We start from the raw sequence: 26,677 nt of genomic DNA on the forward strand, positions 1-26,677 counted from the left end.
ACCGCCGCGATCGGGAGAAAGCCACACCATGGCCAAGAAGCGCCCCCAGACGAAGGCCGGCAAGACCGGTCAGGCACAGGTCACGAGCGGGGAGATCCCGGTCGTCGGCGCCCGCGAGCCGTGCCCGTGCGGTTCGGGCCGCCGCTACAAGGCGTGTCACGGCCGGACCGCCGCACACGCCGTGACCGAGCTCGTCCAGCGCCCCTTCGAGGGCCTGCCCGGCGAGTGCGACTGGGTCGCGCTGCGCGAGCTGGTGCCCGCCGCCACCGTGCCGCTCACCCTCAAGGGCGGGCTTCCGGAGGGCGTTCCTTCCGTGACCCTCGCGACCGTGCTGCCCATGGCGTGGCCGGCGCTCCGCCGCGACGACGGCTCCGTCCTGCTCGCCCTGCAGAACGACTCCACCTCCGGCGACCTCGCCCGCGACCTCGCCGACACCCTCCAGCGCGCCCTGGAGACCGAGCCGGGCACGCCGGTCCCCCCGCGCCGCGTACCGGCCGAGGGCCCGCGTCTCCAGGACCTGCTCGACGCGGACGCCGCGTTCGCCCCGGAGGTCCACTCGGGCTTCGAGTTCTGGATTCCGCAGTCCTCGGACGGCGCCGACCCGGAGGTCGCCGCCTCCCTGGAGCGGGCCAACGCGGCCGCGATCCCCACCGTGAAGCTGACGAGCGTCGACTCCTCGTACTGGTGCGAGACCCCGGACAAGAACCACCTGCGCTGGGTCATGCCGTACCCGGAGGAGAAGCTCCTCGACGCGCTCGCCCGCCTCCAGGCGGCCGGTGCGACCTCCCTCGGACCGGACACCCGGCTCGTCGGTTCGTTCCGCGCCCATGGCCTGATGGTGCCGGTCTGGGACCTGCCGACGGCGATGACCGCCGAGGACTGCGAGAAGCCGGCGGCCGAGTTCGCCGAGCGGCTGGCCGAGGCGCTCGCCTCGGACGCCCCGCTCACGGCGGAGGAGCGGCGTGCGCGCGGCGGCCTCACGAACCGTCAGGTGACTCTCAGCTGATACCCCGGACGGTATCGGTGACTGACAGACCGACCAGTCGGTGACTTCCACCACAACCTGGTCTTCGGACGGGTAAATCCCTGTCCGAATAACCGAGATCGAATTTGCGAACCGCAGATCTCTTGTTACCGTTCTGGAAGCCCGGTCGCTGGTGCATCCCCCGTCGCCAGCGATCGGGCCTTTCCATGTCCGCTTCCGGCAGGTCCGGAGCGTCGACGCTCAACTTCCTTCACTGTCCGCCGTGTTGCTACCGGCCCGCAGCAGCAGCGGAGTGTTGTCCCCCTCGCCCGTGCCGGCGAATTCCGCCACCGCCGTATACGCCGCGGCCGTGCCCCGACCGCGCTCCCTGGGCGTTTCACAGGTACCCGGTTCGTCCTGCGCCGTGACCGGGCAGCGGACTTGCACGGTGCGCCCGCCGGGGGCCAAGAGGGTAAGAAACGCGTCGAGATCCTGGCCGGTTGCATTCCGGTAGTACGTACGCGCCCATGTGTCGGGTCCTTCGGCCAGGACGCAGGTCTGCGCCTCGACCCCCTCGGGGGAGGCGAGTTCCGGCCCACACCTCGTGGCCCGCTCCGGAGAGCCCGGAGAGCCCGGGGACGCGGGGGCGGGACCCGCGGCGGGGTCCACAGCGGGTTCGGCGGCAGGTGCGGCGGCGGGAGCCCCCGAAGCCCCCGCCGAAGCCTCCGGAGCCGCCCCGGCCGACGGAACCACCGGGGCGGACGGAGCCACCCCGGCTTCCGGGACCGAAGCGCGCTCCGCGCGGGGGCCGGTACCGAGCCCGTCCAGCAGGTCTCCGGGCTTCGCGTCGGCCGAATCGCTCGCACCCGCCGGTCGTACGGAGTCACCCGCCGGCCCCGCCGTCGCGACGAGCGGCAGCAACACCGCCACCGTGACGGCGGCCCCGAGTCCGACCACGCGGAGGTTCACCGGACTCATGCGCCCACCTGCTCCTGCTCGGCTGGAGATCTTGAACGGTGGGGCGAACATATCGGCGGCCGACGGGCCCCCGGCCGGCCGCGCGCCCGTTTCCCCGAGAAGTCGGACCAGGACACACCCATTCGGGTGAACGGCCGAGGCCGGGGCCCCGGGCCTTCGGGCCGGGGCCCCGGCCCGAAGGCCCGGGTACAGCCGGACAGCCGGACAGCCGGACGTCCGGGTACAGCCGGACAGCCGGACGGCCGGGCCGCCCCGCGACCGCCGTCAGTACGCGAGCCGGCTCCCGCCGCCCGGTGTGCTCGTGCCGGCCTCCACCAGGGCGTCGACCACGGCCTCCACATCGGGCAGCCACGGCCGGGCCGAGCCCGCGAGCGGCGCCCGTTCCCAACGCACCTGCCCGGTACCGGCGACCGAGGGCGGCAGCAACAGATAGCCGCCCTCTCCGTGGAAGCGCACCGAGCTGGGGACGCTGTCCTTCGCGTACAACAGCTCACCGAGCCGTTCGAGGCCGTACGGGGCGACGAGGATCGACCATCGGGTCGGGGTCGCCACCACCGGTCCGAGCCGCATGCCCGTCGCGTCGAGCGCGGCGAGCGCCCGTGCGCCCGCCACCGCGGGCAGGCTGACCGCGCAGGGCGCGGCACCGCCCGTGGCGAGGACCACCGGGGCGTCGGGGCGCCGGGTCCACCACCAGCGGATCATCCGCTCGTCCGTGGTGGCCGCGAGCAGCCCGGGGTCGTACGGGTGGGCGCCGGGCACCACGCAGTCGGGGTCGGGGCAGGAGCAGACGGGTACCGCGGCCGTCCGGGTCGTCGCTCTCAGGCCCGCTCCCGGCAGGACGGGCCAGTCCCACTCGACGGCGAAGGTGACCGCCGCGTCGAGTCGGGCGGTCCTCGCCTTGCGCCGGAACCGGAGCCTGCGTCGCCTTCCGAGGATCTCGCGCATGAGCGCTCGTTCCTTTCCGTTGAACGCCGAATCCACATCACACCATGTGCAGGACACTTCACCGTGCGTATCAGCGCGTACCGGGTCGGCGGGGTGGCGGCCCCTGTCGGAGCGGGGCCGGCCGGGCCGGAACCAGGTGGAACCACGTAGGACCGGATGGAGCGGGGTCGGTACCAGGTGGAGCCGGGTCAGAACGAGGTGGAGCCAGGTCAGAACCAGGGCGGGTCAGAACACGTTCCCCGCCACTCGGTGACGGGTTGCGGCCTGCGGCGTGAAAGACGCCGGGGTTCCGCGTCACGTTCCGGGGCAGCTCCAACTGCCCCTGCCTGTCACCGATTACGTACCCAGCACGCTCGGAATGACGCGCTTTCAAACGACGCCAGTCGACCGCAAAAGGTGCACACCGGGGACAATTTTCGGCCAACTTCCCGCGGACTTCAACCCTCGCGCACGACCTCTCGGACACCACAAGTCCCGCAGGGACAATGCTGGACATCGTTCCTCTGGTGCGTGTACATGTGGATGCATCGAGCGGCTCAGAATGACATGGGGGTTTGCGATGCTATGGCGTCAAACGCACCGGTCGGAAAGCCGACTGACATGAGCGTCCCGCACATGCCGAAAGTGGCTGGAATCGATTCCACGGTTCCCGGTCCCCCGCACACTACGTCGCCCCTGCCCGGGGTACCCGCGGCGGCGGCGCCCTCGGACCCGGTCTCTCAGCCCGGGGCACTGATCCAGGACCGGCTCGCCTCCTGGGTCTCCGACCTCACCACCCTCCACGAACTCACCGAGCGCCTCATCAGGACCTCCTCCCTCGACGAGGCCCTCCGTGAGGTGCTCGGCGCCGGCGCCGCCCTCGTCGGGGCCCGCCGCGGCATGGCCGTCCTCGAACCGGCCGACGGGCTGGGCCCCGCCTCCACCATCGGACTCGGCCTCGCCCACTCCGACCTCGGCACCATCGAGACCGTCCCGCGCGGCACCAGCAGCTACGGCCGACTCCTCGACGGCCTCCCCGATCCCGGCCACCCCGAGCGGGTCCCCGATCCCATCGCCATCCGCGACGTACGCACCGAGGAGGGCCTCGACCCGCGCCACCGCGAGGTCGCCGCCCGCCTCGGCTACGCCGCCAGCTACGCCCTCCCCCTCGCCACCGAGGAGGCCGGCCGGCTGGGCGCGGCCGTCTGGCTCTACGACGAGCCCGCCGAACCCACCGACCGCCAGCGCCACCTCATCGGGCTCTACGGGCGCTTCGCCACCGAGCACCTCGCCCGCCTGCTCCAGGTCGAGCGCGCCCGCGTCCAGGTCGCCACGATCGCCGAGGAGCTGCTCCCCAGCCGTCTCCCCCGTGTCCCCGGCGTCCAGCTCGCCGCCCGTCACCGCACCGGCCCGCAGGGCGGCGGCGACTGGTACGACGCGCTGCCGCTGCCCGAGGGTGCCCTCGGGCTCGCCGTCGGCTCCGTCTCGGGCACGGGCCCGAGCGCGCTCGCCGCCATGGGGCGGCTGCGCGCCTCCCTGCGGGCGTACGCGGTGATGGAGGGCGAGGACCCGGTCGCCGTCCTCTCCGACCTGGAGCTCCTGCTCCGGCTCACCGAGCCTGCCCGCTCGGCCACCGCGCTCTTCGCGTACGCCGAACCCGCGCAGCGCCGGATCGTCCTCGCCGGGGCCGGCCACGCCCCGCCGCTGGTCATCGGCGAGCGGCGGACCGAGTTCGTCGAGACCTCGCTCTCGGCCCCGCTCGGGATGCTCTCCTGCTGGGAGGCTCCGAGCGTGGAGCTGTCCCCGGCCCCCGGAGAAACGGTGCTTCTCTACACGGACGGGCTGCTGCGCCGTACCGGCGACGCCACGGACCGCGCCTTCGCCCGGCTCCACGCGGCGGCGTCGAGCGTGCCGAAGGCCGACCTGCGCGACCCGGGCGCCATCGCCGACCACGTCCTGCGGACCCTGCTGCCCGAGGGCCTCGACACCACGGCGCACGGGGAGGACGTGGTCCTGCTCGCGGCGCGCTTCGAGTGAGCCGCGCCTTCCGGCGCGCGGCACGGCACGCTTCTGTAGGCACCAATAACCGGAGCGTGAGATTCCGGTAATGGGTCTTCCGGCCCTGGGCCCCCTTCCGTACGACCGTACGATGGTGGGGGTTCAGTGTTGTACCAAGAGGAGGCAGACCCGTGGCCGAGGAGCTCACGCCGGAGACCCCGGAAGAGACCGAAGAGCAGGCGATCAAGCAGCGGAAGAACGGCCTGTACCCGGGCGTCTCCGACGAGCTGGCCGAGAACATGAAGTCCGGCTGGGCCGACACCGAGCTGCGCGGACTGGAGCCGATCGCCCAGGCCGACAAGACCGCCGAGCGCCGCGCGGCACTCTCCGCCCGCTTCCCGGGCGAGCGCCTGGTGATCCCGGCCGGCAAGCTGAAGACCCGGTCGAACGACACCGAGTACGCCTTCCGCGCCTCCACCGAGTACGCGTACCTCACCGGCGACCAGACCCAGGACGGCGTCCTCGTCCTGGAGCCGAAGAAGAGCGGCCACGAGGCGACGATCTACCTGCTGCCGCGCTCCGACCGCGAGAACGGCGAGTTCTGGCTCGACGGCCAGGGCGAGCTGTGGGTCGGCCGCCGCCACTCCCTCACCGAGGCCGAGCAGCTCCTCGGCGTCCCCGCGAAGGACGTCCGCGAGCTGGCCGAGGCGCTGCGCGAGGCCACCGGCCCGGTCCGCAACGTCCGCGGCCACGACGCCGGCATCGAGGCCGCGCTGACCGACAAGGTCACCGCCGAGCGCGACGAGGAACTCCGCGTCTACCTCTCCGAGGCCCGCCTCATCAAGGACTCCTTCGAGATCGCCGAGCTGGAGAAGGCCTGCGCCTCCACCGCCCGCGGCTTCGAGGACGTCGTCAAGGTCCTCGACAAGGCCGAGGCCACCAGCGAGCGCTACATCGAGGGCACGTTCTTCCTCCGCGCCCGCGTCGAGGGCAACGACATCGGCTACGGCTCCATCTGCGCCGCCGGCCCCCACGCCACCACCCTGCACTGGGTGCGCAACGACGGCGACGTCCGCTCCGGCGACCTGCTGCTGCTCGACGCCGGCGTGGAGACCACCGAGCTCTACACCGCGGACATCACCCGCACCCTGCCGATCAACGGCCGGTACACCGAGCTCCAGCGCAAGATCTACGACGCCGTGTACGAGGCGCAGGAGGCCGGCATCGCCGCGGTGAAGCCCGGCGCCGCCTACCGCGACTTCCACGACGCCGCCCAGCGCGTCCTCGCCGAGAAGCTCGTCGAGTGGGGCCTCGTCGAGGGCCCGGTCGAGCGCGTCCTCGAGCTCGGCCTCCAGCGTCGCTGGACCCTGCACGGCACCGGTCACATGCTCGGCATGGACGTCCACGACTGCGCCGCCGCGCGCACCGAGGCCTACGTCGACACGACCCTCGCGCCGGGCATGTGCCTGACCGTCGAGCCGGGTCTGTACTTCCAGGCCGACGACCTGACCGTGCCGGAGGAGTACCGCGGCATCGGCGTCCGGATCGAGGACGACATCCTCGTCACCGAGGACGGCAACCGGAACCTCTCGGACGGGCTGCCGCGCCACGCCGACGAGGTCGAGGCGTGGATGGCCGCGCTGAAGGGCTGACGTCCGCGTACGTTGGAACCGAAGGGCCCTCGCCGACCGACCGGCGGGGGCCCTTCCCCGTGCCCTCACGTCCGCACGTCCGCACCCCCGTACGCCCCTGGGCTCGTGCGCCCGCGCGCCCAGGGGCCCGTGCGCCTGTGCGCCGGGGGGGCCGGTGCGCCGGGGGGGCGGTGCGCCGGGGGCCGGTGCGCCCGGGGACTCACGCCATGAGCAGGGAAGGGCTGTCCTTCCACTTGAGGATCTTGTCGAAGCTGACCACCGCGCCGCCCCGGCCCGATCTGTTGCCGAACTGCACGTGGTCGGCGAGCTCCTCGATCAGCCGCAGCCCACGGCCGTGCTCGGCGTCCGACGACGCCACCGGCGCCTCGGTGCGGGCGCGGCCCGGACCGTCCGTGTCGGGGCCGGGGAAACCGGGACCCGAGTCGGCCACCTCGATACGACAGGTCTCGCCGTCCAGATAGGCCGTCACCCGGTACGCCCCGGCCGTCGCGCCCTGCCCCGGCGCGGTGCCCGTACCGGCGTGCCCGACCGCTCCACCGTGCTCGACCGCGTTCGCACAGGCCTCGGTCAGCGCGACCGACAGTTCGTACGACACGTCGGGATCGACTCCCGCCGTCTCCATCGTGCCCATCAGAAGCCTTCGGGCGAGCGGCACGCTCGCGGCTTCGCGCCGCAGATGGAGTGACCACCAGATGCTCATGCTCCAGCCTCCCGGCAGCGGCTCGACATACCGTTACCTATTGCCGGACAGAACCCTTCGTAAGCACCCGGAGGCGTCAAGAGCGCTCGTTCGGCGGATGCACCCGGCTCCTGCGCCGGTGTATGTCACCCCGAAGACCCCCAAGCACGACCTTCTGGACCTGCCTCATACCGGTGGGGCCCTTGGTGCGATGATGGGCCCGCCATGACTGCCCCCGCGCTCGCTCCACGGCTGCTGAGGGCCGCGGTGTTCACCGCGGTCTGCGTCGTGCTGTCCGCGCTCGGGCACGCGCTCGCCAGCTGCGCGGGCGTCGCGTGGTGGACGCTCCTCGCCGGATTCCTCGGCGTCTTCGGGATCACCGTCCTCTTCACCGGCCGCGAACGCTCCCTCGGCTTCGTCGTCGGCACCCTCGCCGGCGGGCAGCTCGGCCTGCACGTCCTCTTCGGCATCGGGCAGCGCCATCTCGGCCTGAGCCCGCAGGCCGACGACGCCCTCGTGCGGATGGCGGCCAGGCTCGTCTGCGGAGCGGGGACCTCGTCCCTCAGCTCCGCCGACGCCACCAGGATCATCCGCGACGCCGGGCTCGACCCGGCCACCGTGGGGACCGGCGCCCACGCCCACCTCGGACACGCGGCCGCCACGGCGACCGCGCCCACCGGTGAGCTGCTGCCCGGACTGCCCATGCTCCTCGGGCACCTGCTCGCCGCCCTCGCCGCGGGTTGGCTGCTGCGCCGCGGCGACCGCGCCCTCGTCCGCCTCGTCGAACTCTCCGAGCAGGGTGCGACGGAGCTCGCCGAGTGCGCCCTCGTCCGCTCCCTGCGGGCCGCGCTGCGCCTCGTACGGGCGCTGCTCGCCGGTCTCCCGGCGACCCCGGGCGCGGGGCCGCGGCGGACCGCGCGCACCGCCTTCGACTCCTCTCCGCCGCCGGTGGCCGAGGCACTCCAGCACACGGTGATCAGGCGCGGCCCGCCGGCCGCCGACTGCGTCCTCGCAGCCTGACGCAGCCCGACCGCGGTCCGCTCAACGGGAGTGGGGCCGCGTTCGTCCGCACACCCCGGGGCCTTCTCCTCTCCGGTGTGCCGGACCCCACCGTCCTCCTCCGAGCTGGAGTGTCTTCCGCCATGACCGTTTCCCGTGTCTCCGCCTCCCGTGTCGCCCTCGCCGGTGGCATCGCCCTCTCCTCCGTCGTGCTGCTGTCCGGCACCGCGTTCGCGCACGTGAGCGTGCAGCCGCAGGGCGAGGCCGCCAAGGGCGGCTACGCGACCGTCAACATCAAGGTCCCGAACGAGCGCGACAACGCCTCCACCGTGAAGGTCGAGGTCAACTTCCCGCTCGACCACCCGCTGGCCTCCGTCATGCCGCAGCCCATCCCCGGCTGGAAGGCCGAGGTGACCAAGAGCAAGCTCAGCACGCCGCTGAAGCTGCACGGCAAGACGATCAACGAGGCCGTCTCCAAGGTGACCTGGACCGCCGACGGTTCGAAGATCGGGCCCGGCCAGTTCCAGCAGTTCCCGCTCTCCCTCGGCCAGCTCCCTGAGGACGCCGACCAGCTGGTCCTCAAGGCGATCCAGACGTACGACAACAAGGAGGTCGTGCGCTGGATCGAGGAGCAGAAGGAGGGCGGGGAGGAGCCCCAGAACCCCGCCCCCGTCCTGAAGCTCTCCGCCGCCTCCGCCGACCACCACGGCGGTGCCGCCGCCCCGTCCGCCTCCGCTTCCGCCGCGAAGGACGAGAAGGCCGGCCACGAGGACAAGACGGCCTCCCACGAGGAGACGGCCTCCGCCGACTCCTCCGACACCACCGCCCGGATCCTCGGCGTCATCGGCATCCTCGTCGGCATCGCCGGCGTCGCCTTCGGTGTCCTCGCCGGCCGCCGTCGCTCGGCCTGACGGCCGCCCCTCCTCCAGAGACCCCGGAAAGAAGCGGAAAGAACCAGAATGTCCGCAGAGAAGACATCCTCTCCGAAGCCGGATGACGGACCGGCCCGTCCCGGCCGCCGCACCCCGCTGATCGTCGCCGCGGTGGCGATCGCCGCCGCGCTCGGCATCACCGCGGCCGTCGGCCTCGGCGGCAACGACGACAAGGGCTCCGGCTCGGTCGCCGTGGTCTCCGGTGGCGACACCGGCACCAAGGCCGCCACCGTCCTCGACCGGCCGTTCACCAAGCCCGCGCTCGTCCTCACCGACACCAAGGGCCAGAAGTACGACCTGCGGGAACGGACCAAGGGCAAGCCGACGCTCATCTACTTCGGCTACACGCACTGCCCCGACGTCTGCCCCATGACGATGAGCAACATCGCCATCGCCAAGAAGCAGCTCCCCAAGGCCGACCAGGACAAGCTCCAGGTCGTCTTCGTCACCACCGACCCCGAGCGGGACACCTCGGCCGAACTCGCCAAGTGGCTGCCCGCCGCCGGCGACTCCTCCTTCACCGGTCTCACCGGCGAGTTCTCCACCATCCAGGCGGGGGCGCGGCAGATCGGCATCGGCATCGACCCGCCGAAGAAGGAGAACGGCACGGTCGTCTCCATGCACGGCGCACAGGTGATCGCCTTCTCGCCGACGACCGACCAGGGCTACGTCCTGTACGGCGAGGACGCGTCCGTCGACGACTACGCCAAGGATCTGCCGAAGCTCATCAAGGGGGAGAACCCGTGAACCGCCGCACCACCGCCCTGTCCGCCTCCGTGGCGCTCGCCGCCGCGCTCGCACTGACCGGGTGTTCGTCCTCGTCCGACAGCTCCGACGGCTCCGCCGACGGCAAGCCGAAGCTGGAGGTCAGCGGCGCCTACATGCCCCAGCCCGTGATGGACATGGCCGGCGGCTTCCTGACCATCAAGAACGCCGGCGGCACCGCGGACAAGCTCACCTCGGTCACCAGCCCCCTCTCGGACGACGTCACGATCCACGAGACGAAGAACCAGAAGATGCTGAAGGTCGAGGCGTTCGACATCCCCGCGAACGGCACCCTCTCCCTCGAACGCGGTGGCAACCACATCATGTTCATGGAGCTGAAGAAGAAGCCCAAGCAGGGAGAGAAGGTCAGCATCGAGCTCCACTTCGAGAAGTCCGACCCCATCAAGGTCGACCTTCCCGTCGAAGCCGCCAACCACAACCCGCAGCAGCACTGAGCGCGTTGACGGAGTTCTCACAGAACTGACGGAGTGAACCGGAAGATGACAACCACCGCCCCCCGCCTCGGTACCGCCCTGGCCCGGCTGCTGATCCTCGCTGCCGCGCTGCTCGGGGCGCTGCTGGCCGGTGCCGCCCCCGCCTCCGCGCACGCGGCGCTGACCGGAAGCGATCCGAAGGACGGGGCGGTGGTCGCCTCCGCTCCCAAGGAGGTCAACCTCACCTTCTCGGAACAGGTCGCCATGAGCGCCGACTCGATCCGGGTCCTCGACCCGGCGGGCCGGCGGGCCGACACCGGCGAGATACGCGACCTGTGCAGCGGCTCCGTCGTCCGCTACGGGGTGGGGCTGCGCGCCGGACTGCCCGACGGCACCTACACCGTGGCCTGGCAGACCGTCTCGGCCGACAGCCACCCCATCTCGGGCGCCTTCACCTTCTCCATCGGCGCCCCCTCCACGACCTCCGTGGCCCTGCCCGACCGCAGCGCCGGCGGCGGACTCGTCGGCACCCTCTACGGCATCGCGCGCTACGTCTCGTACGCCGGTTTCGCGATCCTCGTCGGCGGCGGCGCCTTCGTCCTGGCCTGCTGGCCGCGCGGCGCGAGCGTCCGTCCCATCCAGCAGACCGTGGTCCGGGGCTGGCTCACCCTCACCGGCGCCACCCTCGTCATGCTGCTGCTGCGCAATCCGTACACCGGCTCGGGCGAACTCTCCGACGCCTTCGACCTGGCGGGTCTGAAGGCCGTCCTGGAGACGAAGACCGGGGCCGCGCTCACCTCCCGGCTGCTGCTGCTCGGCGCTGCCGCGCTCTTCGTGGCCGTCCTCTTCGGTGCCTACGCCCGGCGCACGGACCCGAAGGAGAAGAAGGACCTCGCCTTCGGGCTCGGCATCGGCGGCACGGTCGTCGCCGCCGGCATCGCCGGCACCTGGGCCCTGGCCGAGCACGCCTCGACCGGTATCCAGCCCGGTGTCGCCATGCCCGTCGACATCCTGCACCTGCTGGCCGTCGCCGCCTGGCTCGGCGGCCTCACGGTGCTGCTCGTCTCCCTCTACCGGGCGCCGAGCGTCCCGCGCACGGCGGTCGAACGCTTCTCCAAGGTGGCCTTCGGCTCCGTGGCCGTCCTCGTGGCCACCGGGATCTACCAGTCCTGGCGTCAGGTCGGCTCCTGGTCGGCGCTGACCGGGACCCGCTACGGGCAGCTGCTGCTCGTCAAGATCGGCCTCATGTGCGTCCTCGTCGGCATCGCGTGGATCTCGCGCCGGTGGACCCGACGCCTGGCCGACCCGACGACCGCCGAGGCGACGACCGCCGAGGCGGAACGGGAAGCCGGAGGGTCCGGGGAGGCCGAGGAAGCCGGGGAGCCCCGGAAGCCGGGCAAGGACGGGGAGACCGAAGAGGCCGACGAGGCCGAGGGCGAAGCGGCCCCGGAAGAAGCGGTCGAGGAGACCGCCGACGCACCGGCCGTGGCCCCCGAGCGGGCCGCCCAGCTCGCCCGCCAGCAGGCCGCCGTCGCCACCGCCCGGCGCAAGCGGGAGCGGGACGCCGACCCCGAGCGGGCCGGTCTGCGCCGCTCCGTGCTGACCGAGGCCGCCGTCGCCGTCGTGCTCCTCGCCGTGACCACCGTCCTCACCTCGACGGAACCCGGCCGCACCGAGGAGGAGGCGGGCCAGGGCACCACCGCGGCCGGCCCGGCCGCCGTCCCGGACCGGCCCGTCGACATCCGGCTGCCCTTCGACACCGGCGGTGTCGACGGCAAGGGCGTCGTCCGGCTCAGCCTCGACCCCGGCCGCACCGGCGCCAACGCGCTCCACATCTTCGTCGAACGCCCCAACGGCAAGCCGCTGGACGTCCCCGAGATCAAGGTCGCCCTCACCCTGGAGGCGAAGGACGTCGGTCCGCTGCCCGTCGCCCCGGACCGGATCCAGACCGGACACTGGAGCGCGAGCGGCGTGCAGATCCCGATGCCCGGCGAGTGGCGGATCCAGGTGACCGTCCGTACCTCCGAGATCGACCAGACCACCATCGACAAGAACGTGAAGATCGGCTGACCCGTGACCGAGAACGACAACCTTGAGATCTCCCGGCGGCGTCTGCTCGGCACCGTCGGCGCGGCCGGCGCGGCCGGGCTCGTGATCGGCGCGGCCGGCGGGGTCGGGGTCTCCTCGGCCGTGTCGGGCGGGGAGACCCCCGCCGGGGCCGGAGCCGGCGGCGCCCCGGCGCTGACCTCCGTCGGCTCGACCGAGGTGATGTTTCACGGGAAACATCAGGCCGGTATCACCACGCCCCTGCAGTCCCGGGGCCATCTGGTCGCCTTCGACCTCGCCCCCGGCGCCGGCCACAAGGAGGCCGTCGCCCTGCTGCGCCGCTGGTCGGTGACGGCGAAGGCCGTGATGGCGGGCAGGGCCCCGACCGGCGACACCGGTGTCGCGCTCGACGCGGGCCCCTCCTCCCTCACGGTCACCTTCGGCTTCGGCCGTACGTTCTTCGACCGCACCGGACTCACCGGGCGCCGGCCCACCGGGCTCGACCCGCTGCCCGCCTTCTCCGCCGACGCCCTGGACCCCCGGCGCTCGGAGGGTGACCTGTGGGTACAGATCGGCGCCGACGACGCGCTCGTCGCCTTCCACGCGCTGCGCGCCGTGCAGAAGGACGCGGGCGACGCGGCCCGGGTGCGCTGGCAGATGAACGGCTTCAACCGCTCGGCAGGCGCCACCGCGAGGCCGATGACCGCGCGCAACCTCATGGGCCAGATCGACGGCACGGGCAACCCGAAGGTCGGCGACCCCGACTTCGACCGGCGGATCTTCGTCCCGGCCGGTGCCACCGGCGCGCAGGAGTGGATGGCCGGCGGCTCGTACGCGGTGGTGCGCCGGATCCGGATGCTGCTCGACGACTGGGAGAAGCTGCCGGTCGACAGGCAGGAGAAGGTGATCGGGCGGCGGAAGTCCGACGGGGCCCCGCTCAGCGGCGGCACGGAGACCACCGAGCTCGACCTGAACAAGCTCGGCCCCGACGGGAAGACGATGATCCCGGACAACGCGCACTCCCGGATCTCCGCCCCCGAACAGAACGGCGGGGCGGCGATGCTGCGCAGGCCGTTCTCCTTCCACGACGGCATCGGCCCCGACGGGACTCCGGACGCCGGTCTCCTCTTCGTCTGCTGGCAGGCGGATCCGCTCAGGGGCTTCGTGCCCGTGCAGCGCAAGCTGGACCGGGGGGACGCCCTGTCCGCGTTCATCCGCCACGAGGCGAGCGGACTCTTCGCGGTCCCCGGCGGCCCCGCCGAGGGCGAGTACGTGGGGCAGCGGCTGCTGGAGTCGTGACTCCCCGGGCGGGCGGCCCGCGGGCGGGTGTGTCCCGCCGTGCGGGCGGTCCGCGCCCGCGGAGCCCATTAGGGTGACGGTATGTCCGCCACCCGGTACACGTATCTCGGCCCCGAGGGCACCTTCACGGAGGCCGCGCTGCGTACGCTGCCCGAGGCCGCGACGAGGGAACTCGTCCCCATGGTCTCGGTCCCGGCCGCGCTCGACGCCGTACGGAACGGGGAGGCCGCCGCCGCGCTCGTGCCGATCGAGAACTCGGTCGAGGGCGGGGTGACCGCGACCCTGGACGAGCTGGCCTCCGGCGAACCGCTGATGATCTACCGCGAGGTGCTGCTGCCGATCGCCTTCGCGCTGCTCGTGCGGCCGGGGACCAGGCTGTCGGAGATCAAGACCGTGACGGGCCACCCGGTGGCCCAGCCGCAGGTCCGGAACTGGCTGCGGGCGCATCTGCCCGAGGCGGTGTGGGAGTCCGCCGCCTCCAACGCGGACGGGGCCCGGCTGGTGCAGGAGGGCCGCTTCGACGCCGCCTTCGCCGGGGAGTTCGCGGCGACGACGTACGGTCTCGAGGCCCTGGTCACCGAGATCCACGACGCGGAGAACGCCGAGACCCGCTTCGTGCTGGTGGGCAGGCCGGCCCGGCCGGCGGCGCCGACGGGTGCGGACAAGACCTCGGTGGTGCTGTGGCTGGGTGACGATCATCCGGGTGCCCTCCTCGAACTGCTCCAGGAATTCGCGGTGCGCGGGGTGAACCTGATGCTGATCCAGTCCCGGCCCACGGGGGCGGGGATCGGGAACTACTGCTTCGCCGTGGACGCCGAGGGCCATATCTCGGACCGGCGGGTCGGCGAGGCACTGATGGGGCTCAAGCGGATCTGCCCCAAGGTGCGCTTCCTCGGCTCGTACCCGAGGGCGGGTGTGGCGGTCGAGGACGTGGCGGCGCTGCGGCGCGGTACTTCGGACGGGGAGTTCATGGCGGCCTCCGACTGGCTGGCGAGGGCCCAGGACGGTCGGGCCTGATCCGATGGTGACCGAACGCTCCCGACGCCGGGAGCGTTCGTCCACAGGTGCGAATCACTAGTCCTACCTGCATATTTTTCAGTTACCCACAAGGGTTATCCACAGGGCCGACCTCCGACCTGGGGACAAGTCGACAGCTCGCCCCGACAAGGTCGACAAATCGCCCTAGCCACTCCCCGACCGCGCCCGGCTGTCCACAGCACCGGAAGAACGCCCTCGTCAGCGCCCCTCGCTCGACCAACTCTTTGGAGCGAGCAATTCCCACCCAAATGAGTGCCTCAATGGCGTTTGATCACGGAATTCCCAGGCGCGGGGAGGGAAATCCACGTGACCTCCCTCGTAGTCCACAGATCTTCCGCACAGCCTGTGGATAACTGAATGCGCAGGCCCGGCCCGGGGGATTTTCACGGGTATCAATTCGGGCGAAACGTCACGCGGGACAACACGCGTGACGTTATCCGGTGGGGGCGGGCGAACGGGCACCGGTAGCCTGGTGGGGTGATTGACCTTCGCCTGCTCCGTGAGGACCCCGACCGTGTTCGCGCCTCCCAGCGCGCCCGTGGAGAGGACGTCGCGCTCGTCGACGCCCTGCTCTCCGCCGATGAGCGGCGCAGGTCGTCCGGCGTCCGCTTCGACGAGCTCCGATCCGAGCAGAAGGCGCTCGGCAAGCTGATCCCCAGGGCCACCCCGGAGGAGCGCACCGAGCTCCTCCAGAAGGCCGAGCAGCTCAAGATCGACGTCAAGGCCGCCGAGGCCGAGCAGAACGAGGCCGACGAGACGGCCAAGCAGCTGCTCCTCCAGCTCGGGAACATCGTCCACACGGACGTCCCGGTCGGCGGTGAGGAGGACTTCGTCGTCCTGGAGACGCACGGCACGATCCGCGACTTCGCCGCCGAGGGCTTCGAGCCCAAGGACCACCTGGAGCTCGGCGAGGCGCTCGGCGCCATCGACGTCGAGCGGGGCGCCAAGGTCTCCGGCTCGCGCTTCTACTACCTGACCGGCGTCGGCGCTCTCCTTGAGCTCGCCCTGGTCAACGCGGCGATCGCCCAGGCCACCGAGGCCGGCTTCATCCCCATGCTGACCCCTGCGCTGGTCCGTCCGCGCGCCATGGAGGGCACCGGCTTCCTCGGCCAGGCCGCGGAGAACGTGTACCACCTGGAGAAGGACGACTACTACCTCGTCGGCACGTCCGAGGTGCCCCTCGCGGCGTACCACATGGACGAGATCATCGACGCGGACAAGCTGCCGCTGCGGTACGCGGGCTTCTCGCCCTGCTTCCGCCGCGAGGCCGGCACGTACGGCAAGGACACCCGGGGCATCTTCCGCGTCCACCAGTTCGACAAGGTCGAGATGTTCTCGTACGTCGCGCCCGAGGACGCGGAGAACGAGCACAAGCGGCTCCTGGACTGGGAGAAGCAGTGGCTGACCGGCCTCGAGCTGCCGTTCCAGGTCATCGACGTCGCCACCGGTGACCTCGGCGCCTCCGCCTCCCGCAAGTTCGACTGCGAGGCGTGGATCCCGACGCAGGGCAAGTACCGCGAGCTGACCTCGGCCTCGAACTGCAACAGCTTCCAGGCCCGCCGTCTCTCCGTCCGCATGCGCGACGAGCAGGGCGGCAAGAAGACCGTGCAGCCGCTGGCCACCCTGAACGGCACCCTGTGCGCCGTACCGCGGACCATCGTGGCGATCCTGGAGAACCACCAGCTGGCCGACGGCTCGGTGCGGGTGCCGGAGATGCTGCGGCCCTACCTCGGTGGCCGTGAGGTCCTGGAGCCGATCGCCAAGTGAGCTCCTTCCCCTACCGCCTGGTCGCGACGGATCTCGACGGCACGCTGCTGCGCGCCGACGAGTCCGTCTCGGCCCGTACGCGGGACGCGCTCGCCGCCGTGACGGAGGCGGGCGCCGCGCACATCGTCGTCACCGGCCGGGCGGTGCCCTGGACCCGGCACATCCTGGACGACCTCGGCTACGAGGGCATCGCGGTGTGCGGGCAGGGCGCGCAGGTCTACCACGCGGGGGAGCACCGGCTGCTGACCTCGCTGACCCTGGACCGGCAGCTCGCGGGGCTCGCGCTCTCGAAGCTGGAGGCGGAGGTCGGCCCGCTGGCGCTGGCCGCGAGCCGCGACGGCCTGGAGGGCGAGGTCCTGATGGGCCCCGGCTACCGGGTCCAGGAGGGGCCCCTGCCGTACGTCCCGTACGAGGACCCGTCGGAGCTGTGGGCCGCGCCGCTGACCAAGCTCTACATCCAGCACCCGGCGCTGGGCGACGACGAGCTGACCCGGATCGCCCGTGAGACGGTCGGCGGACTCGTGGACGTCGTCATGGCCGGTCCGGGGATCGTGGAGATCCTCCCGCTCGGCCTGAGCAAGGCCACGGGGCTCTCCCTGGCCGCGCGCCGGCTGGGTGTGAAGGCCGCGGAGACGATCGCCTTCGGCGACATGCCGAACGACATCCCGATGTTCGCCTGGGCCGCCCACGGCGTGGCGATGGGCAACGCCCACGAGGAACTGCGGGCGGTGGCGGACGAGGTGACGGCCTCCAACGAGGAGGACGGCATCGCGGTCGTCCTGGAACGACTGCTGTCGGTCTGACGCCTCGACAGGCGACAGACGCCATACGGCAGACGACAGAAGCGAAGGCCACCCCTCGGGGTGGCCTTCGTCGTACGCGGCTCCGCCGCTTCTCGGCGCCGCACTCTGCGGAGGGTGCGCGGATCGAACGCGCGCGGGGTCTCCCCCGACTACGGCTTAGCAAGCCGCTGCCTTACCACTCGGCCAACCCTCCGGGAGGGAGCGGCCCGCGCGGACCTGGTCCACGCGCTCGAAGCGGCCGCTCCCTACGGGGGATCCCCCGTTTCCCCCGTACAACTAGTGTGCGCCGGGCCCCTGTTCGGGTGCGAACGATTTTTCTCCCCGGGTCAGCGGGTAGCAGGCCAGGCCGATCGCCAGGGAGATCGCGTGACCGAGGTCGGTGTACGTCCGGTCCATGGCGAGCGGTACGACGAAGAACGCGATCACACCGGCGAGATAGAACCAGCGCCAGGGGCGCGGCAGCCGGTAGGTCAGGATCCCGGCCGAGGCGGCGAGGCCGTAGCTGACGCCGATGTCGACGACGTGCGCCATGCTGCGCGGCACGTCGTGGAGCCGGATGGCCACCAGGACGACCTGCTGGCTGATCAAGGTCGCCGCGATATGGGCCGTCGCGACGGTGAAGAGCCATTTCGCGGTGCCCAGCCAGCGTTCCACGGGGGCGTGCAGGACCTCGAAGAGCAGCGCGTACAGCAGGAGGTCGGCGGGGTCCTCGATCCAGAACGCGCTGGCGAGCAGGGCCCGCACCGGATGGTGCGAGAGCTGGTGGAGATTGCTGCTGTTGCGGTGGAGGAGATAGGTCTCCAGACCGTCCGGGGAGAGCGCGATGACGAGGCTGGTGATCGCGATGACCGCCAGCCACACATGCGTACCGGGTGACGAACGCACCCACGACCTGATCGGCCGGGACGGTTCGCCACCCGGGGAGGTTTTGCTCGGCACCTTTCAGTGCCTATCACCCGAAGCCGGGAGAGACCTCAGAAATTGATCATGTGTCCGGCAATACCGTGGATCGCTTCCTTCACGGCCTCGCCCAGCGTCGGGTGCGCGTGGACGTTCCGCGCGACCTCGTGGACGGTGAGGTCCCACTGCTGGGCCAGGGTCAGCTCGGGCAGCAGCTCGGTGACGTCGGGGCCGATCAGGTGGGCACCGATGATCTCGCCGTGCGTCCCGTCGGCGATGATCTTGACGAAGCCGGTGGCGTCGCCGAGTCCGTGCGCCTTGCCGTTCGCCACGAAGGGGAACTTGGCGACCTTGACGTCGAAGCCCTTCTCGCGGGCCTGCGCCTCGGTCCAGCCGAAGCTGGCGATCTGCGGCTGGCAGTAGGTCGCGCGCGGGATCATCGGGTAGTCGAGTTCCATGGTCTCGGCGTCGCCGATGGTCTCGGCGGCGATGACGCCCATGGCCTCGGCGGTGTGCGCCAGCATCAGCTTCGCGGTGACGTCACCGATGGCGTAGATGTGCGGCACGGAGGTGCGGCAGCGGCCGTCGACGTCGATCGCGCCGCGTTCGGTCAGCGCCACGCCGGTGGCCTCGAGGCCGTAGCCGGTGACGTTCGGGGCGAAGCCGATGGCCTGGAGGACCTTGTCGGCCTCCAGGACCTTCTGGGCGCCGTCCTTGCCGGTGACGGTGACGCGGACCTGCGGGCCGGACTCGTCGATGGTCTCGACCCGGGTGGAGGTCAGGACGTCGATGCCGAGCTTGCGGTACTGCTTCGCCAGCTCCTTGGAGACCTCTTCGTCCTCCAGCGGGGCGATCCGGTCGAGGAACTCGACGATCGTGACCTTGGTGCCGTAGTTGTTGAGGACGTACGCGAACTCGATGCCGATGGCGCCGGCGCCGGCGATGACGATCGACTTCGGCGCGTCCTCGGCGAGGATCTGCTGCTCGTACGACACGACGCGGTCGCTGAGGGCGGTGCCCGGGAGGAGTCGCGGGGTGGCGCCGGTGGCGATGATGCAGTTGTCGAACTGGATCGTCTCCGAGGTGCCGTCGGACTTGGCGACCTGGAGGGTGTTCGCGTCGAGGAAGGTTCCCCGGCCGTCGAACTCGGTGATCCCGTTCTTCTTCATGAGGAAGTGGACGCCCTTGACACGGCCGTCCGCGACCGAGCGGCTGCGCCGGAACGCCTCGCCGTAGTCGAAGGAGACGGTGCCGTCGACCTTGATGCCGAAGGTCTTGGCCTCGTGGTTGAAGATGTGGGCGAGTTCGGCGTTGCGCAGCAGCGCCTTGGTGGGGATGCAGCCGACGTTCAGGCAGACACCGCCCCAGTACTTCTCCTCGACGACCGCTACCCGCTTGCCCAGCTGGGCGGCGCGGATGGCGGCGACGTAGCCGCCGGGGCCAGCTCCGAGTACGACGACGTCGAAGCGGTCTGACATGACTGACTCCCGAGGGTGGGTGAGGGTGTTCGGTCCACGTACGGGCCCACAGTAGTCCGGTGTCCCTCGCACGGTCAGTTGTAGGATGACTGGGCAACCGGGCAAATGGAGAGGTCGGAACGGCATGGCACTCAGGGCGGCGGGGCGGACCTCGCTGGTGGACTCCGTCGTGGAGCAGTTGCGCACCCAGCTCGCGGACGGCGAGTGGGCGGTCGGCGACCGCATCCCGACCGAGCACGAGCTCGCGCAGCAGCTCGGCGTCGGCCGCAACACCGTCCGCGAGGCGGTCCGGGTCCTGGTCCACGCGGGCCTGCTGGAATCCCGGCAGGGCAACGGCACCTTCGTCAGGTCGACCGCGGATCCGGCGGCCGTCCTGCGCGGAGTGCGGCACGCGGGCGCGGCCGACGTCCTCGAACTCCGGGTCGCCCTGGAGGCCGAGGCCGCCCGGCTCGCGGCGGCGCGACGCGACACCCACGACCTGCTGCGGCTGCGGGCCGCCCTGACCACCCTGCGCGAGGAGGGCGACCGGGACGCGGACGCGGACCTCGCCTTCCACCTGGCCGTCGTCGGGGCGACGCACAACGCGGCCTTCGTCGAGGTGTACCGGTTCTTCTCCGCACAGGTCCACGAGGTCCTGGTGGAGGCCCTCGGCGACCGGGAGATGCCGCCGGTCGACATAGACGCCCACGAGGCACTGGTGGCGGCGATCGAGACGGGCGACCCGGAGGCGGCGGAGCGGCAGGCCCGCGAGCTGCTGCGGGTGCCGATGGAGACGGTCGCGACGCTGACGGAGCGCTCCTGATGAGCGCCGGGACACGGACGACGGACCGGGCGCACACCGAGCCGCCGTTGCCGGTCGACGCCGAGGCCGGGGTCCGGCCGTCGGCGGCGGGGGCGGCGGCCCGGCGGGCCCTGCTCGCACACCCGGCGCTGCTGCTCGTCGGGATCGTGCTGGCCTCGCTGAACATGCGGGTCGCGCTGGCGAGTGTGGCGCCCCTGGTCGGCGAGCTGTCCGAGGCCTTCGGACTCTCCGCGACGGCGAGCTCCCTCGTGACCTCGGTCCCCGTGCTGTTCCTCGGCGTGGGAGCTTCGGTCGCGCCGTGGCTGGGGCGCCGGTTCGGCACCGAGCGGGTCCTGTTCGCGGCGCTGCTCCTGCTGGGCGTCGGCATCCTCGCGCGCGTGCTGCCCTCCGTGTACGCGCTGTACGGCGGCGGCATCCTCGTCGGCACCTCGATCGCCCTGCTCAACGTACTGATGCCGGGCCTGATCAAGCGTGACTTCCCGGACCGGGCCGCGACGATGACCTCCGTCTACACCGGCGCGATGATCGCCGGTGCGACGGTGGCCGCGGCGGCCGCGGTGCCACTGGAGAAGGCCCTCGGCGGTGGCTGGGAGGCGTCTCTCGGATTCTGGTCGCTGCTCGCCGCGGTCGCCGCCCTCGCGTGGCTGCCCCAGGTCCTGATCGCCCGGGGCCGTACGGGCCACGGGGTACGGGCCGTCCCGGCCGCCGGCGCCCGCCCGGTGAGCGTCTGGCGTTCGGCGCTGGCCTGGCAGGTCACGCTGTTCATGGGGCTGCAGTCGCTCTGGTCGTACGTGCTGATCGCCTGGATGCCGACGATCTTCACCGACCACGGGATGAGCCGCTCCACAGCGGGTGTCGTCTTCGCCTTCAACAACCTGATCCAGGTGGCGGGCGCCTTCGTGGTGCCGCTGCTCGCCGGCCGGATGCGGAGCCAGCGCCCGCTGATCGTGCTCGTCACCACGCTGGTCGCGGCCGGTTACGCCGGTCTGATGGCGGCCCCGGTGCAGGGCGCGTGGCTCTGGTCGGCGGTGCTCGGCGTCGGCCAGGGCGGTGCGGTCGGTCTCGCCCTGACCCTGATCGTGCTGCGCTCGGGCGACGCGATCACCGCGGCCCGGCTCTCCGGGATGGCCCAGACCGTCGGCTATCTGCTGGCCGCGGCGGGCCCGCTCGCGGCCGGTGTCCTCCACCAGGCCACCGGCTCCTGGACCCTGCCGATCTGTGTGGTGCTCGCCGTCTGCGCGGCGGCCCTCGGCGTCGGTCTCCTCGCCGCCCGGAACCGGACGGTCTGAGGAGAGCCGGGCCGGCCGAGACAGCCGGACCGTCCGGGGAGAACCGGACGGTCCGGGGAGAGGGGGATGCGGTACGACGCCGGGGTGGGGCTCCCGGGGTGGGGCTCCGGCCCGCGGAGTCGTACCGCATCCTCCTTCTCCGACTGCTGCGTCTCCTCGGCCGCCGCGTCACTCCGCCGGACACGTGTCCGGCGGAATCGCCTGCTGTGGCTACTCCTCGCCCGCCAGGGTCAGCTTGCCGAGCTTGTGGCCGGCGAACCAGGTCGCCACGACCGTGACCGCCGCGAGGAGCACCACCGCGGTCGTGAGCCCGACCTCGGAGGTGACCAGGCCGTCTCCGGTGACCTTCTGCGCGAGGGCCAGCGCCCACTGCTGGACGCTCAGGGTCCGCGCACCCGCGATCAGGGAGCCGAACAGGGCCTCCCACACCAGGGCGTAGACCAGGCCGATGACCACCGCGTGCCGGCTGATCGTGCCGAGCAGCAGGAAGAGCGCGCTGTACGCGATGGAGGCCACGAGAGCCGCCACCGTGTACGCGACGGCCACCTGCTGGCCGTTGCCGTTGAGGATGAATCCGGCGATGAACGTCGGGACCGCCGAGAAGACCATGGTCACCGCGATCGCCACGATCAGCTTCGTGAAGATGATCGAGGGCCGCTTCACCGGCTTGGACAGCAGATAGACGATCGAGCCGTCGTCGATCTCCGGACCGATCGCACCGGTACCGGCGATCACGCCGATCAGCGGCACCATCGTGGCCAGCGCGAAACCGCCGAGGACATCGGCCGCGACCTGGTCGTCCGCACCGTTGAACGCGCGGACGGCCGCTGCGATGACCAGCAGCATGGCGGGCAGCAGGAACAGGATCAGGGCGCGACGGCGGCCGAGGAGGGCCCGGTAGGTGAGCCGGGCGACTGTGGGGTTGTACATCGGTCAGGCTCCTTTCAGGCCGCGACGAGGTACGAGAAGACCGATTCGAGGGACTCGTCCGAGGGCGAGACCGTCAGGAGACGGATCCCCCGCTCGCGCGCGACCTTCGGCAGCAGCTCCGTGAACCTTCCGAAGTCCACCGCCTGCACACGCAGGCCGCCCTCCGCGTGGTCGACCTCGATCCCTGCCGTGGACGGGTCGGCGATCAGCGCCGCGGCCAGCGCCCGGTCGTCGCTGGAGCGGACCAGGTAGCGGTGCGGACGGTCCGTCATCAGACGGCGGATCTTGCGGAAGTCGCCGGAGGCGGCGTGGCGCCCGGCCACGATCACCTCGATGTGCGAGGCCAGCTGCTCGACCTCCTCGAGGATGTGCGAGGAGAACAGCACCGTGCGGCCGTCCGCGCCCATCTGCCGCAGCAGATCCATCAGCTGCATGCGCTGGCGCGGGTCCATGCCGTTGAACGGCTCGTCGAGCAGAAGCACGGACGGCTCGTGGACGAGGGCCGAGGCCATCTTCACGCGCTGCCGCATGCCCTTGCTGTACGTGGAGATCTTGCGGTCCTGGGCGTACTCCATCTCGACCGTGGCCAGGGCCGTCTGGGCCTCCTTGGCGCCGAGGCCCTGCAGTTCCGCGTTGGCCAGGACGAACTCGCGGCCGGTGAGGAAGTCGTACATCGCCTCCCGCTCGGGCACGACGCCGATCTCGCGGTACACCGACTCGTTCCCCCAGATCGTCCGCCCGTCGAGGGTGACGCTGCCGGTGGAGGGGTCGAGGAAGCCGCCCATCATGTTGATCAGGGTGGACTTCCCGGCACCGTTGGGCCCGAGGAGGCCCGTGACGCCCGGGCCCACCGTCATCGTGACGTCGTTCACGGCCACGACGTTTCCGAACCATCGGGAGACGTGGTCGATTTCGAGGGTTGTCACAGCCCGACCTTTCGGTAGCGGCGCATCAGGATGCCGTACGAGCCGGCGACGAGCGCGAGGACGACCAGCAGATAGACCGCGCCGGTACCGGCGCCCGGTCCCTCGCCTCCGGGGAAGGATGAGGGCGCGCCGAGGAAGGCGGTCTGTACGCCGTCGATGAGCGTGATCGGCGAGAACAGGCCGAGCCAGGAGATGGCGCCCAGGTTGTCCGTGCCGTACGCGATGCCCTGGAGCGTGGAGACCGCGCCGTACGAGATCGTCAGCGCGCCGATCACGGCGGCGACGCCGAAGCCGCGGCGCGGGGTGAGCGCCGCCATGACCAGACCGATGCCGCCGAAGAGCAGCGACAGCAGGGCCACGGAGAGCAGTCCCTGACCGAACATCTGCGTCTGGGTGCCGAAGTCCATCTTGGCCAGCAGGGAGCCGATCCAGAGGATGAGGAGCGGGACCGAGGTCAGCAGGAAGAGCGCCGAGGCCATCGCGCCGAACTTCGCGAGCACGTAGTCCGCGCGCTCGATCGGCCGGGAGAAGTACAGCGGCACGGTCCTGAACCGGAGGTCGCGGGAGACCGACTGCGGCGCCTGCGAGGCCAGGAAGATGCCGATCACGACCTGGAGGAAGATCGCGTACTGCGTGTACTCGATCGACAGCTTGGTCTGCTTGGTGACGACCGCGACCGCGACGATGATCAGCGCGGGAACGCACATCACACCGAAGAGGAGCATCGGCAGCACCTTGGACTTGGCGCTCCGGCCCAGGCCGTACGCGCCGCGCAGCGACTGCGAGAACAGCGACCTGCGCGCGTACGACCGGCCGAGACGCGGGCCGTCGTAGGACCGGTAGCCGATGTTGTGGATGCGGGTCGTGTCGGGAGCGGCCTGGGAGGGCTGGGGGGTCTGGGTGCTCATCGGGCCGGCACCTCCTCGTGCTGCGGGTCCTCGTGCTGCGGGGACGCCTCGGGACGGAAGACCTCGGCGATGTGGTGGCGGCGCTGCTCCATGCGGACCAGGCCGAGGCCGAGGTCGGCGACGACGTCACGCACGAGGTCGTACGTCTCCTCGCCAGCGGCTTCCAGGAGCAGGATGTGGCCGGCGCCGGGCAGGCCGTCCTCCACGCCCGCGTGCAGGGTGACACCCGCGCCGGCGAGCGCCGCGCGGAGCGCCGCCGTGCCGTCGGGGTGGGTGTCGGAGTCGGTGACCTCGACCGCGAGCGTCGTGGTGGTCCGGGTGAAGTCGCTGGTGGAGCTGGAGCGGAGGAGCGTGCCGCCGTCGATGACGACGACGTGGTCGCAGGTGCGCTCGAGCTCGCCGAGGAGGTGCGAGGTGACGAGGACGGAGATGCCGAAGTCGGTCCAGACCCGGCGGATCAGTCCCAGCATCTCGTCGCGGCCGACCGGGTCCAGACCGTTGGTCGGCTCGTCGAGCAGGACCAGCTTCGGGTCGTGGACCAGGGCCTGGGCGAGCTTCACACGCTGCTTCATGCCGGTCGAGTAGCCGCCCATGGGGCGGTACCGCTCCTCGTACAGGCCGACATGGCGCAGGGTGTCCGCGGTCCGCTCACGGGCGGCGGTCGCGGGCAGCCCGGACATGCGCGCCATGTGGACGACGAACTCGGTGGCCGAGACGTCCGGGGGGAGGCAGTCGTGCTCGGGCATGTAGCCCACGCGCTCACGGATCTGCGCGCCTGAGGTCCGGACGTCCATGCCGAGGACCTCGGCGCGCCCCTCCGTGGCGGGGGAGAGTCCGAGCAGGATTTTGATCATGGTGGACTTGCCGGCTCCGTTGGCACCCACGAGTCCGGTCACACCGGGTCCGATGTCCAGGGAGAGCCGGTCAAGAGCGGTCACCCGGGGGAACCGCTTGCTGAGGCTTTCGGTCGCGATCACAGTCACGTCTTCGACGGTAGTGGCGTGCGCCACAGCGGTCGTCCACCCAACGGCTCGATCCTTGTCCGACCAGAGGAGTACAAGCCAGTAGGGGAGCTCGCGACGAAAGTCTTTTTCCCGGGGCCGGTCGAGGTCGCGGCGACGGCTTTTCCACAGGGCTCCGTCCGACCCCTTGACGCAGCCGCCGAGCATTGTCACATTCATCGGTGTCAAGTTACGGACACGTAGCGCGGTCGGGCGCTCACACGGGACGGCGGGTGGCATGGCCTCAGCAGTGAAAGGGGAACTCTCCGCGGAGCTGCGGGGGTTCAGGGAAGTACAGCGGCTCTCCTACGAGTGCGCGGAGGCCGTCGCGGCGCAGCTCAAGCCCGGGGTGACCGAGCGCGAGGCCGCGCGGATGCAGCGGGAGTGGCTGTACGAGCGGGGTGTGCGGGACTGGTTCCACCGGCCGTTCGCCTGGTTCGGGGACCGCACGGCCTTCGTCGACTTCAAGATTCCGCTGCAGTTCTTCCCCACCGACCGCCGTCTCGAGGCGGGGATGCCCTTCATCCTCGACATGGCTCCGGTCTACAAGGGGCACACGGCCGACATCGGCTACAGCGGCTGCCTGGGCCTCAATCCGCTGCACGACAAGCTGCTCGCCGATCTCAAGGACCACCGCGAGCTGATCCTGCGCGAGGTGCGCGAGCGCCGCACGCTCCGCGAGATCTATCAGGACGTGGACCGGCTCATGGTCCGCCAGGGGTACGCGAACCGGCATCGCGCCTACCCCTTCGGCGTCATCGCCCACAAGATAGACCGGGTGAAGGAGCGCCGCTGGTCGCCGACGGTCTTCGGCTTCGGCACCCAGGCGCTCAAGGGCCTGGCGAGCGACGTCGTGCACGGCCACCGGGACGGCTGGTCGCCGCTCTGGTCGCCGTACACGTTCTCCGACCACCCGCCGCAGCCCGGGCTGTGGGCGGTCGAGCCGCACCTCGGTTTCCGGGGGACGGGCGCGAAGTTCGAGGAGATCCTGGTCGTCACCGACTCCCGGGACCCCGAGCAGAGCGCGTTCTGGCTGGACGACGATCTGCCGCACGTGCGGCGCTGGAACGAGGGGGCGGTCTGATGGCGGGGCTCGGTGGTCCGAAGGCGGGGCACGACGGTTCGACGGCGGGGCAGGGCGGTTCGACGGCGGGCGGTTCGCGTC

23 protein-coding genes and 1 tRNA gene are annotated in these 26,677 nt (G+C 71.4%); 15 read left to right on the forward strand and 9 right to left on the reverse strand.

The genetic code is table 11. The features are described from left to right. The first annotated feature begins 28 nt into the window (after positions 1–28). Positions 29–1,006 carry a DUF5926 family protein gene (locus IE311_RS22715; RefSeq protein ID WP_189833627.1) on the forward strand — a complete coding sequence of 326 codons (978 nt, stop codon included), beginning with the start codon at positions 29–31 and terminating at the stop codon, positions 1,004–1,006. A 1,200-nt stretch (positions 1,007–2,206) separates the two neighbouring features. Here the strand turns inward: IE311_RS22715 and IE311_RS22720 are convergent. Continuing rightward, complete coding sequence (locus IE311_RS22720) at positions 2,207–2,887, reverse strand: bifunctional DNA primase/polymerase (protein WP_189833628.1); 681 nt, start codon at positions 2,885–2,887, stop codon at positions 2,207–2,209. A gap of 564 nt (positions 2,888–3,451) precedes the next feature. Here IE311_RS22720 and IE311_RS22725 point away from each other — a divergent pair. Both IE311_RS22725 and IE311_RS22730 read left to right on the forward strand, forming a co-directional pair. Then, on the forward strand, positions 3,452–4,903 hold the full coding sequence (locus tag IE311_RS22725) for a PP2C family protein-serine/threonine phosphatase (protein ID WP_189833629.1): 1,452 nt from the start codon (positions 3,452–3,454) through the stop codon (positions 4,901–4,903). Positions 4,904–5,055: 152 nt separating this feature from the next. Further along, on the forward strand, positions 5,056–6,516 hold the full coding sequence (locus tag IE311_RS22730) for an aminopeptidase P family protein (RefSeq protein ID WP_189833630.1): 1,461 nt from the start codon (positions 5,056–5,058) through the stop codon (positions 6,514–6,516). Positions 6,517–6,715: 199 nt separating this feature from the next. Here IE311_RS22730 and IE311_RS22735 read toward each other — a convergent pair whose 3' ends face one another. Next, positions 6,716–7,216, reverse strand: coding sequence for an ATP-binding protein (locus IE311_RS22735; protein WP_189833631.1), 501 nt, complete (start codon positions 7,214–7,216; stop codon positions 6,716–6,718). Positions 7,217–7,420: 204 nt separating this feature from the next. Here IE311_RS22735 and IE311_RS22740 point away from each other — a divergent pair, with 204 nt between their 5' ends. The 9 genes from IE311_RS22740 (at position 7,421) to IE311_RS22780 (ending at position 17,278) form a co-directional block, all read left to right on the forward strand. Further along, positions 7,421–8,215 carry a hypothetical protein gene (locus tag IE311_RS22740; RefSeq protein WP_189833632.1) on the forward strand — a complete coding sequence of 265 codons (795 nt, stop codon included), beginning with the start codon at positions 7,421–7,423 and terminating at the stop codon, positions 8,213–8,215. 122 nt (positions 8,216–8,337) lie between these two features. Beyond that, complete coding sequence (locus IE311_RS22745) at positions 8,338–9,105, forward strand: YcnI family copper-binding membrane protein (protein WP_189833633.1); 768 nt, start codon at positions 8,338–8,340, stop codon at positions 9,103–9,105. A 48-nt stretch (positions 9,106–9,153) separates the two neighbouring features. Continuing rightward, positions 9,154–9,873 (forward strand): SCO family protein, encoded by a 720-nt coding sequence (locus IE311_RS22750; protein WP_229902090.1) that lies wholly within the window; start codon positions 9,154–9,156, stop codon positions 9,871–9,873. Continuing rightward, complete coding sequence (locus IE311_RS22755; RefSeq protein ID WP_189833634.1) at positions 9,870–10,346, forward strand: copper chaperone PCu(A)C; 477 nt, start codon at positions 9,870–9,872, stop codon at positions 10,344–10,346. Before IE311_RS22750 ends, IE311_RS22755 begins: the two co-directional genes overlap by 4 nt. Before the next feature lie 45 nt (positions 10,347–10,391). Further along, positions 10,392–12,395: a copper resistance protein CopC gene (locus IE311_RS22760; protein ID WP_189833635.1), complete on the forward strand. Its 2,004-nt coding sequence runs from the start codon at positions 10,392–10,394 to the stop codon at positions 12,393–12,395. Between the two features lie 3 nt (positions 12,396–12,398). Next, positions 12,399–13,670 carry an iron uptake transporter deferrochelatase/peroxidase subunit gene (gene efeB / locus IE311_RS22765; RefSeq protein ID WP_189833636.1) on the forward strand — a complete coding sequence of 424 codons (1,272 nt, stop codon included), beginning with the start codon at positions 12,399–12,401 and terminating at the stop codon, positions 13,668–13,670. A gap of 81 nt (positions 13,671–13,751) precedes the next feature. After that, positions 13,752–14,687 (forward strand): prephenate dehydratase, encoded by a 936-nt coding sequence (gene pheA / locus IE311_RS22770; RefSeq protein WP_189833637.1) that lies wholly within the window; start codon positions 13,752–13,754, stop codon positions 14,685–14,687. 498 nt (positions 14,688–15,185) lie between these two features. After that, complete coding sequence (gene serS / locus IE311_RS22775) at positions 15,186–16,475, forward strand: serine--tRNA ligase (RefSeq protein WP_189833638.1); 1,290 nt, start codon at positions 15,186–15,188, stop codon at positions 16,473–16,475. After that, positions 16,472–17,278, forward strand: coding sequence for an HAD family hydrolase (locus tag IE311_RS22780; protein WP_189833639.1), 807 nt, complete (start codon positions 16,472–16,474; stop codon positions 17,276–17,278). Before serS ends, IE311_RS22780 begins: the two co-directional genes overlap by 4 nt. A gap of 108 nt (positions 17,279–17,386) precedes the next feature. Here the strand turns inward: IE311_RS22780 and IE311_RS22785 are convergent. The 3 genes from IE311_RS22785 to lpdA form a co-directional block, all read right to left on the reverse strand. Beyond that, positions 17,387–17,471: transfer RNA gene (locus IE311_RS22785), tRNA-Ser, on the reverse strand. An 83-nt stretch (positions 17,472–17,554) separates the two neighbouring features. Next, positions 17,555–18,217 carry a rhomboid-like protein gene (locus IE311_RS22790; protein WP_189833640.1) on the reverse strand — a complete coding sequence of 221 codons (663 nt, stop codon included), beginning with the start codon at positions 18,215–18,217 and terminating at the stop codon, positions 17,555–17,557. A gap of 35 nt (positions 18,218–18,252) precedes the next feature. Beyond that, positions 18,253–19,656, reverse strand: coding sequence for a dihydrolipoyl dehydrogenase (lpdA, locus tag IE311_RS22795; protein ID WP_189833641.1), 1,404 nt, complete (start codon positions 19,654–19,656; stop codon positions 18,253–18,255). A 124-nt stretch (positions 19,657–19,780) separates the two neighbouring features. Here lpdA and IE311_RS22800 point away from each other — a divergent pair, with 124 nt between their 5' ends. Both IE311_RS22800 and IE311_RS22805 read left to right on the forward strand, forming a co-directional pair. Beyond that, a complete protein-coding gene (locus IE311_RS22800) occupies positions 19,781–20,458 on the forward strand; it encodes a FadR/GntR family transcriptional regulator (RefSeq protein WP_189833642.1) in 678 nt (225 codons plus the stop codon). After that, positions 20,458–21,747: a CynX/NimT family MFS transporter gene (locus tag IE311_RS22805; protein ID WP_189833643.1), complete on the forward strand. Its 1,290-nt coding sequence runs from the start codon at positions 20,458–20,460 to the stop codon at positions 21,745–21,747. The genes IE311_RS22800 and IE311_RS22805 overlap by 1 nt, the downstream gene beginning before the upstream one ends. Positions 21,748–21,957: 210 nt before the next feature. On the opposite strand, the gene IE311_RS22810 is transcribed toward IE311_RS22805, so the two are convergent. Genes IE311_RS22810 through IE311_RS22825 form a run of 4 tightly spaced genes read right to left on the reverse strand, consistent with a single transcriptional unit; the run spans position 21,958 to position 25,488 of the window. After that, positions 21,958–22,677 (reverse strand): ABC transporter permease, encoded by a 720-nt coding sequence (locus IE311_RS22810; RefSeq protein ID WP_189833644.1) that lies wholly within the window; start codon positions 22,675–22,677, stop codon positions 21,958–21,960. Positions 22,678–22,691: 14 nt separating this feature from the next. Continuing rightward, positions 22,692–23,603 carry an ABC transporter ATP-binding protein gene (locus tag IE311_RS22815; protein WP_189833645.1) on the reverse strand — a complete coding sequence of 304 codons (912 nt, stop codon included), beginning with the start codon at positions 23,601–23,603 and terminating at the stop codon, positions 22,692–22,694. After that, positions 23,600–24,511, reverse strand: coding sequence for an ABC transporter permease (locus tag IE311_RS22820; RefSeq protein WP_189833646.1), 912 nt, complete (start codon positions 24,509–24,511; stop codon positions 23,600–23,602). The genes IE311_RS22815 and IE311_RS22820 overlap by 4 nt, the downstream gene beginning before the upstream one ends. After that, a complete protein-coding gene (locus IE311_RS22825) occupies positions 24,508–25,488 on the reverse strand; it encodes an ABC transporter ATP-binding protein (protein ID WP_189833719.1) in 981 nt (326 codons plus the stop codon). The genes IE311_RS22820 and IE311_RS22825 overlap by 4 nt, the downstream gene beginning before the upstream one ends. Positions 25,489–25,750: 262 nt before the next feature. Here IE311_RS22825 and IE311_RS22830 point away from each other — a divergent pair, with 262 nt between their 5' ends. Next, positions 25,751–26,596, forward strand: a complete 846-nt coding sequence (locus IE311_RS22830; protein ID WP_189833647.1) for a M24 family metallopeptidase — start codon at positions 25,751–25,753, stop codon at positions 26,594–26,596. Positions 26,597–26,677 lie beyond the last annotated feature (81 nt).

This window comes from Streptomyces zaomyceticus, from assembly GCF_014656215.1.
Taxonomy (GTDB): domain Bacteria; phylum Actinomycetota; class Actinomycetes; order Streptomycetales; family Streptomycetaceae; genus Streptomyces; species Streptomyces zaomyceticus.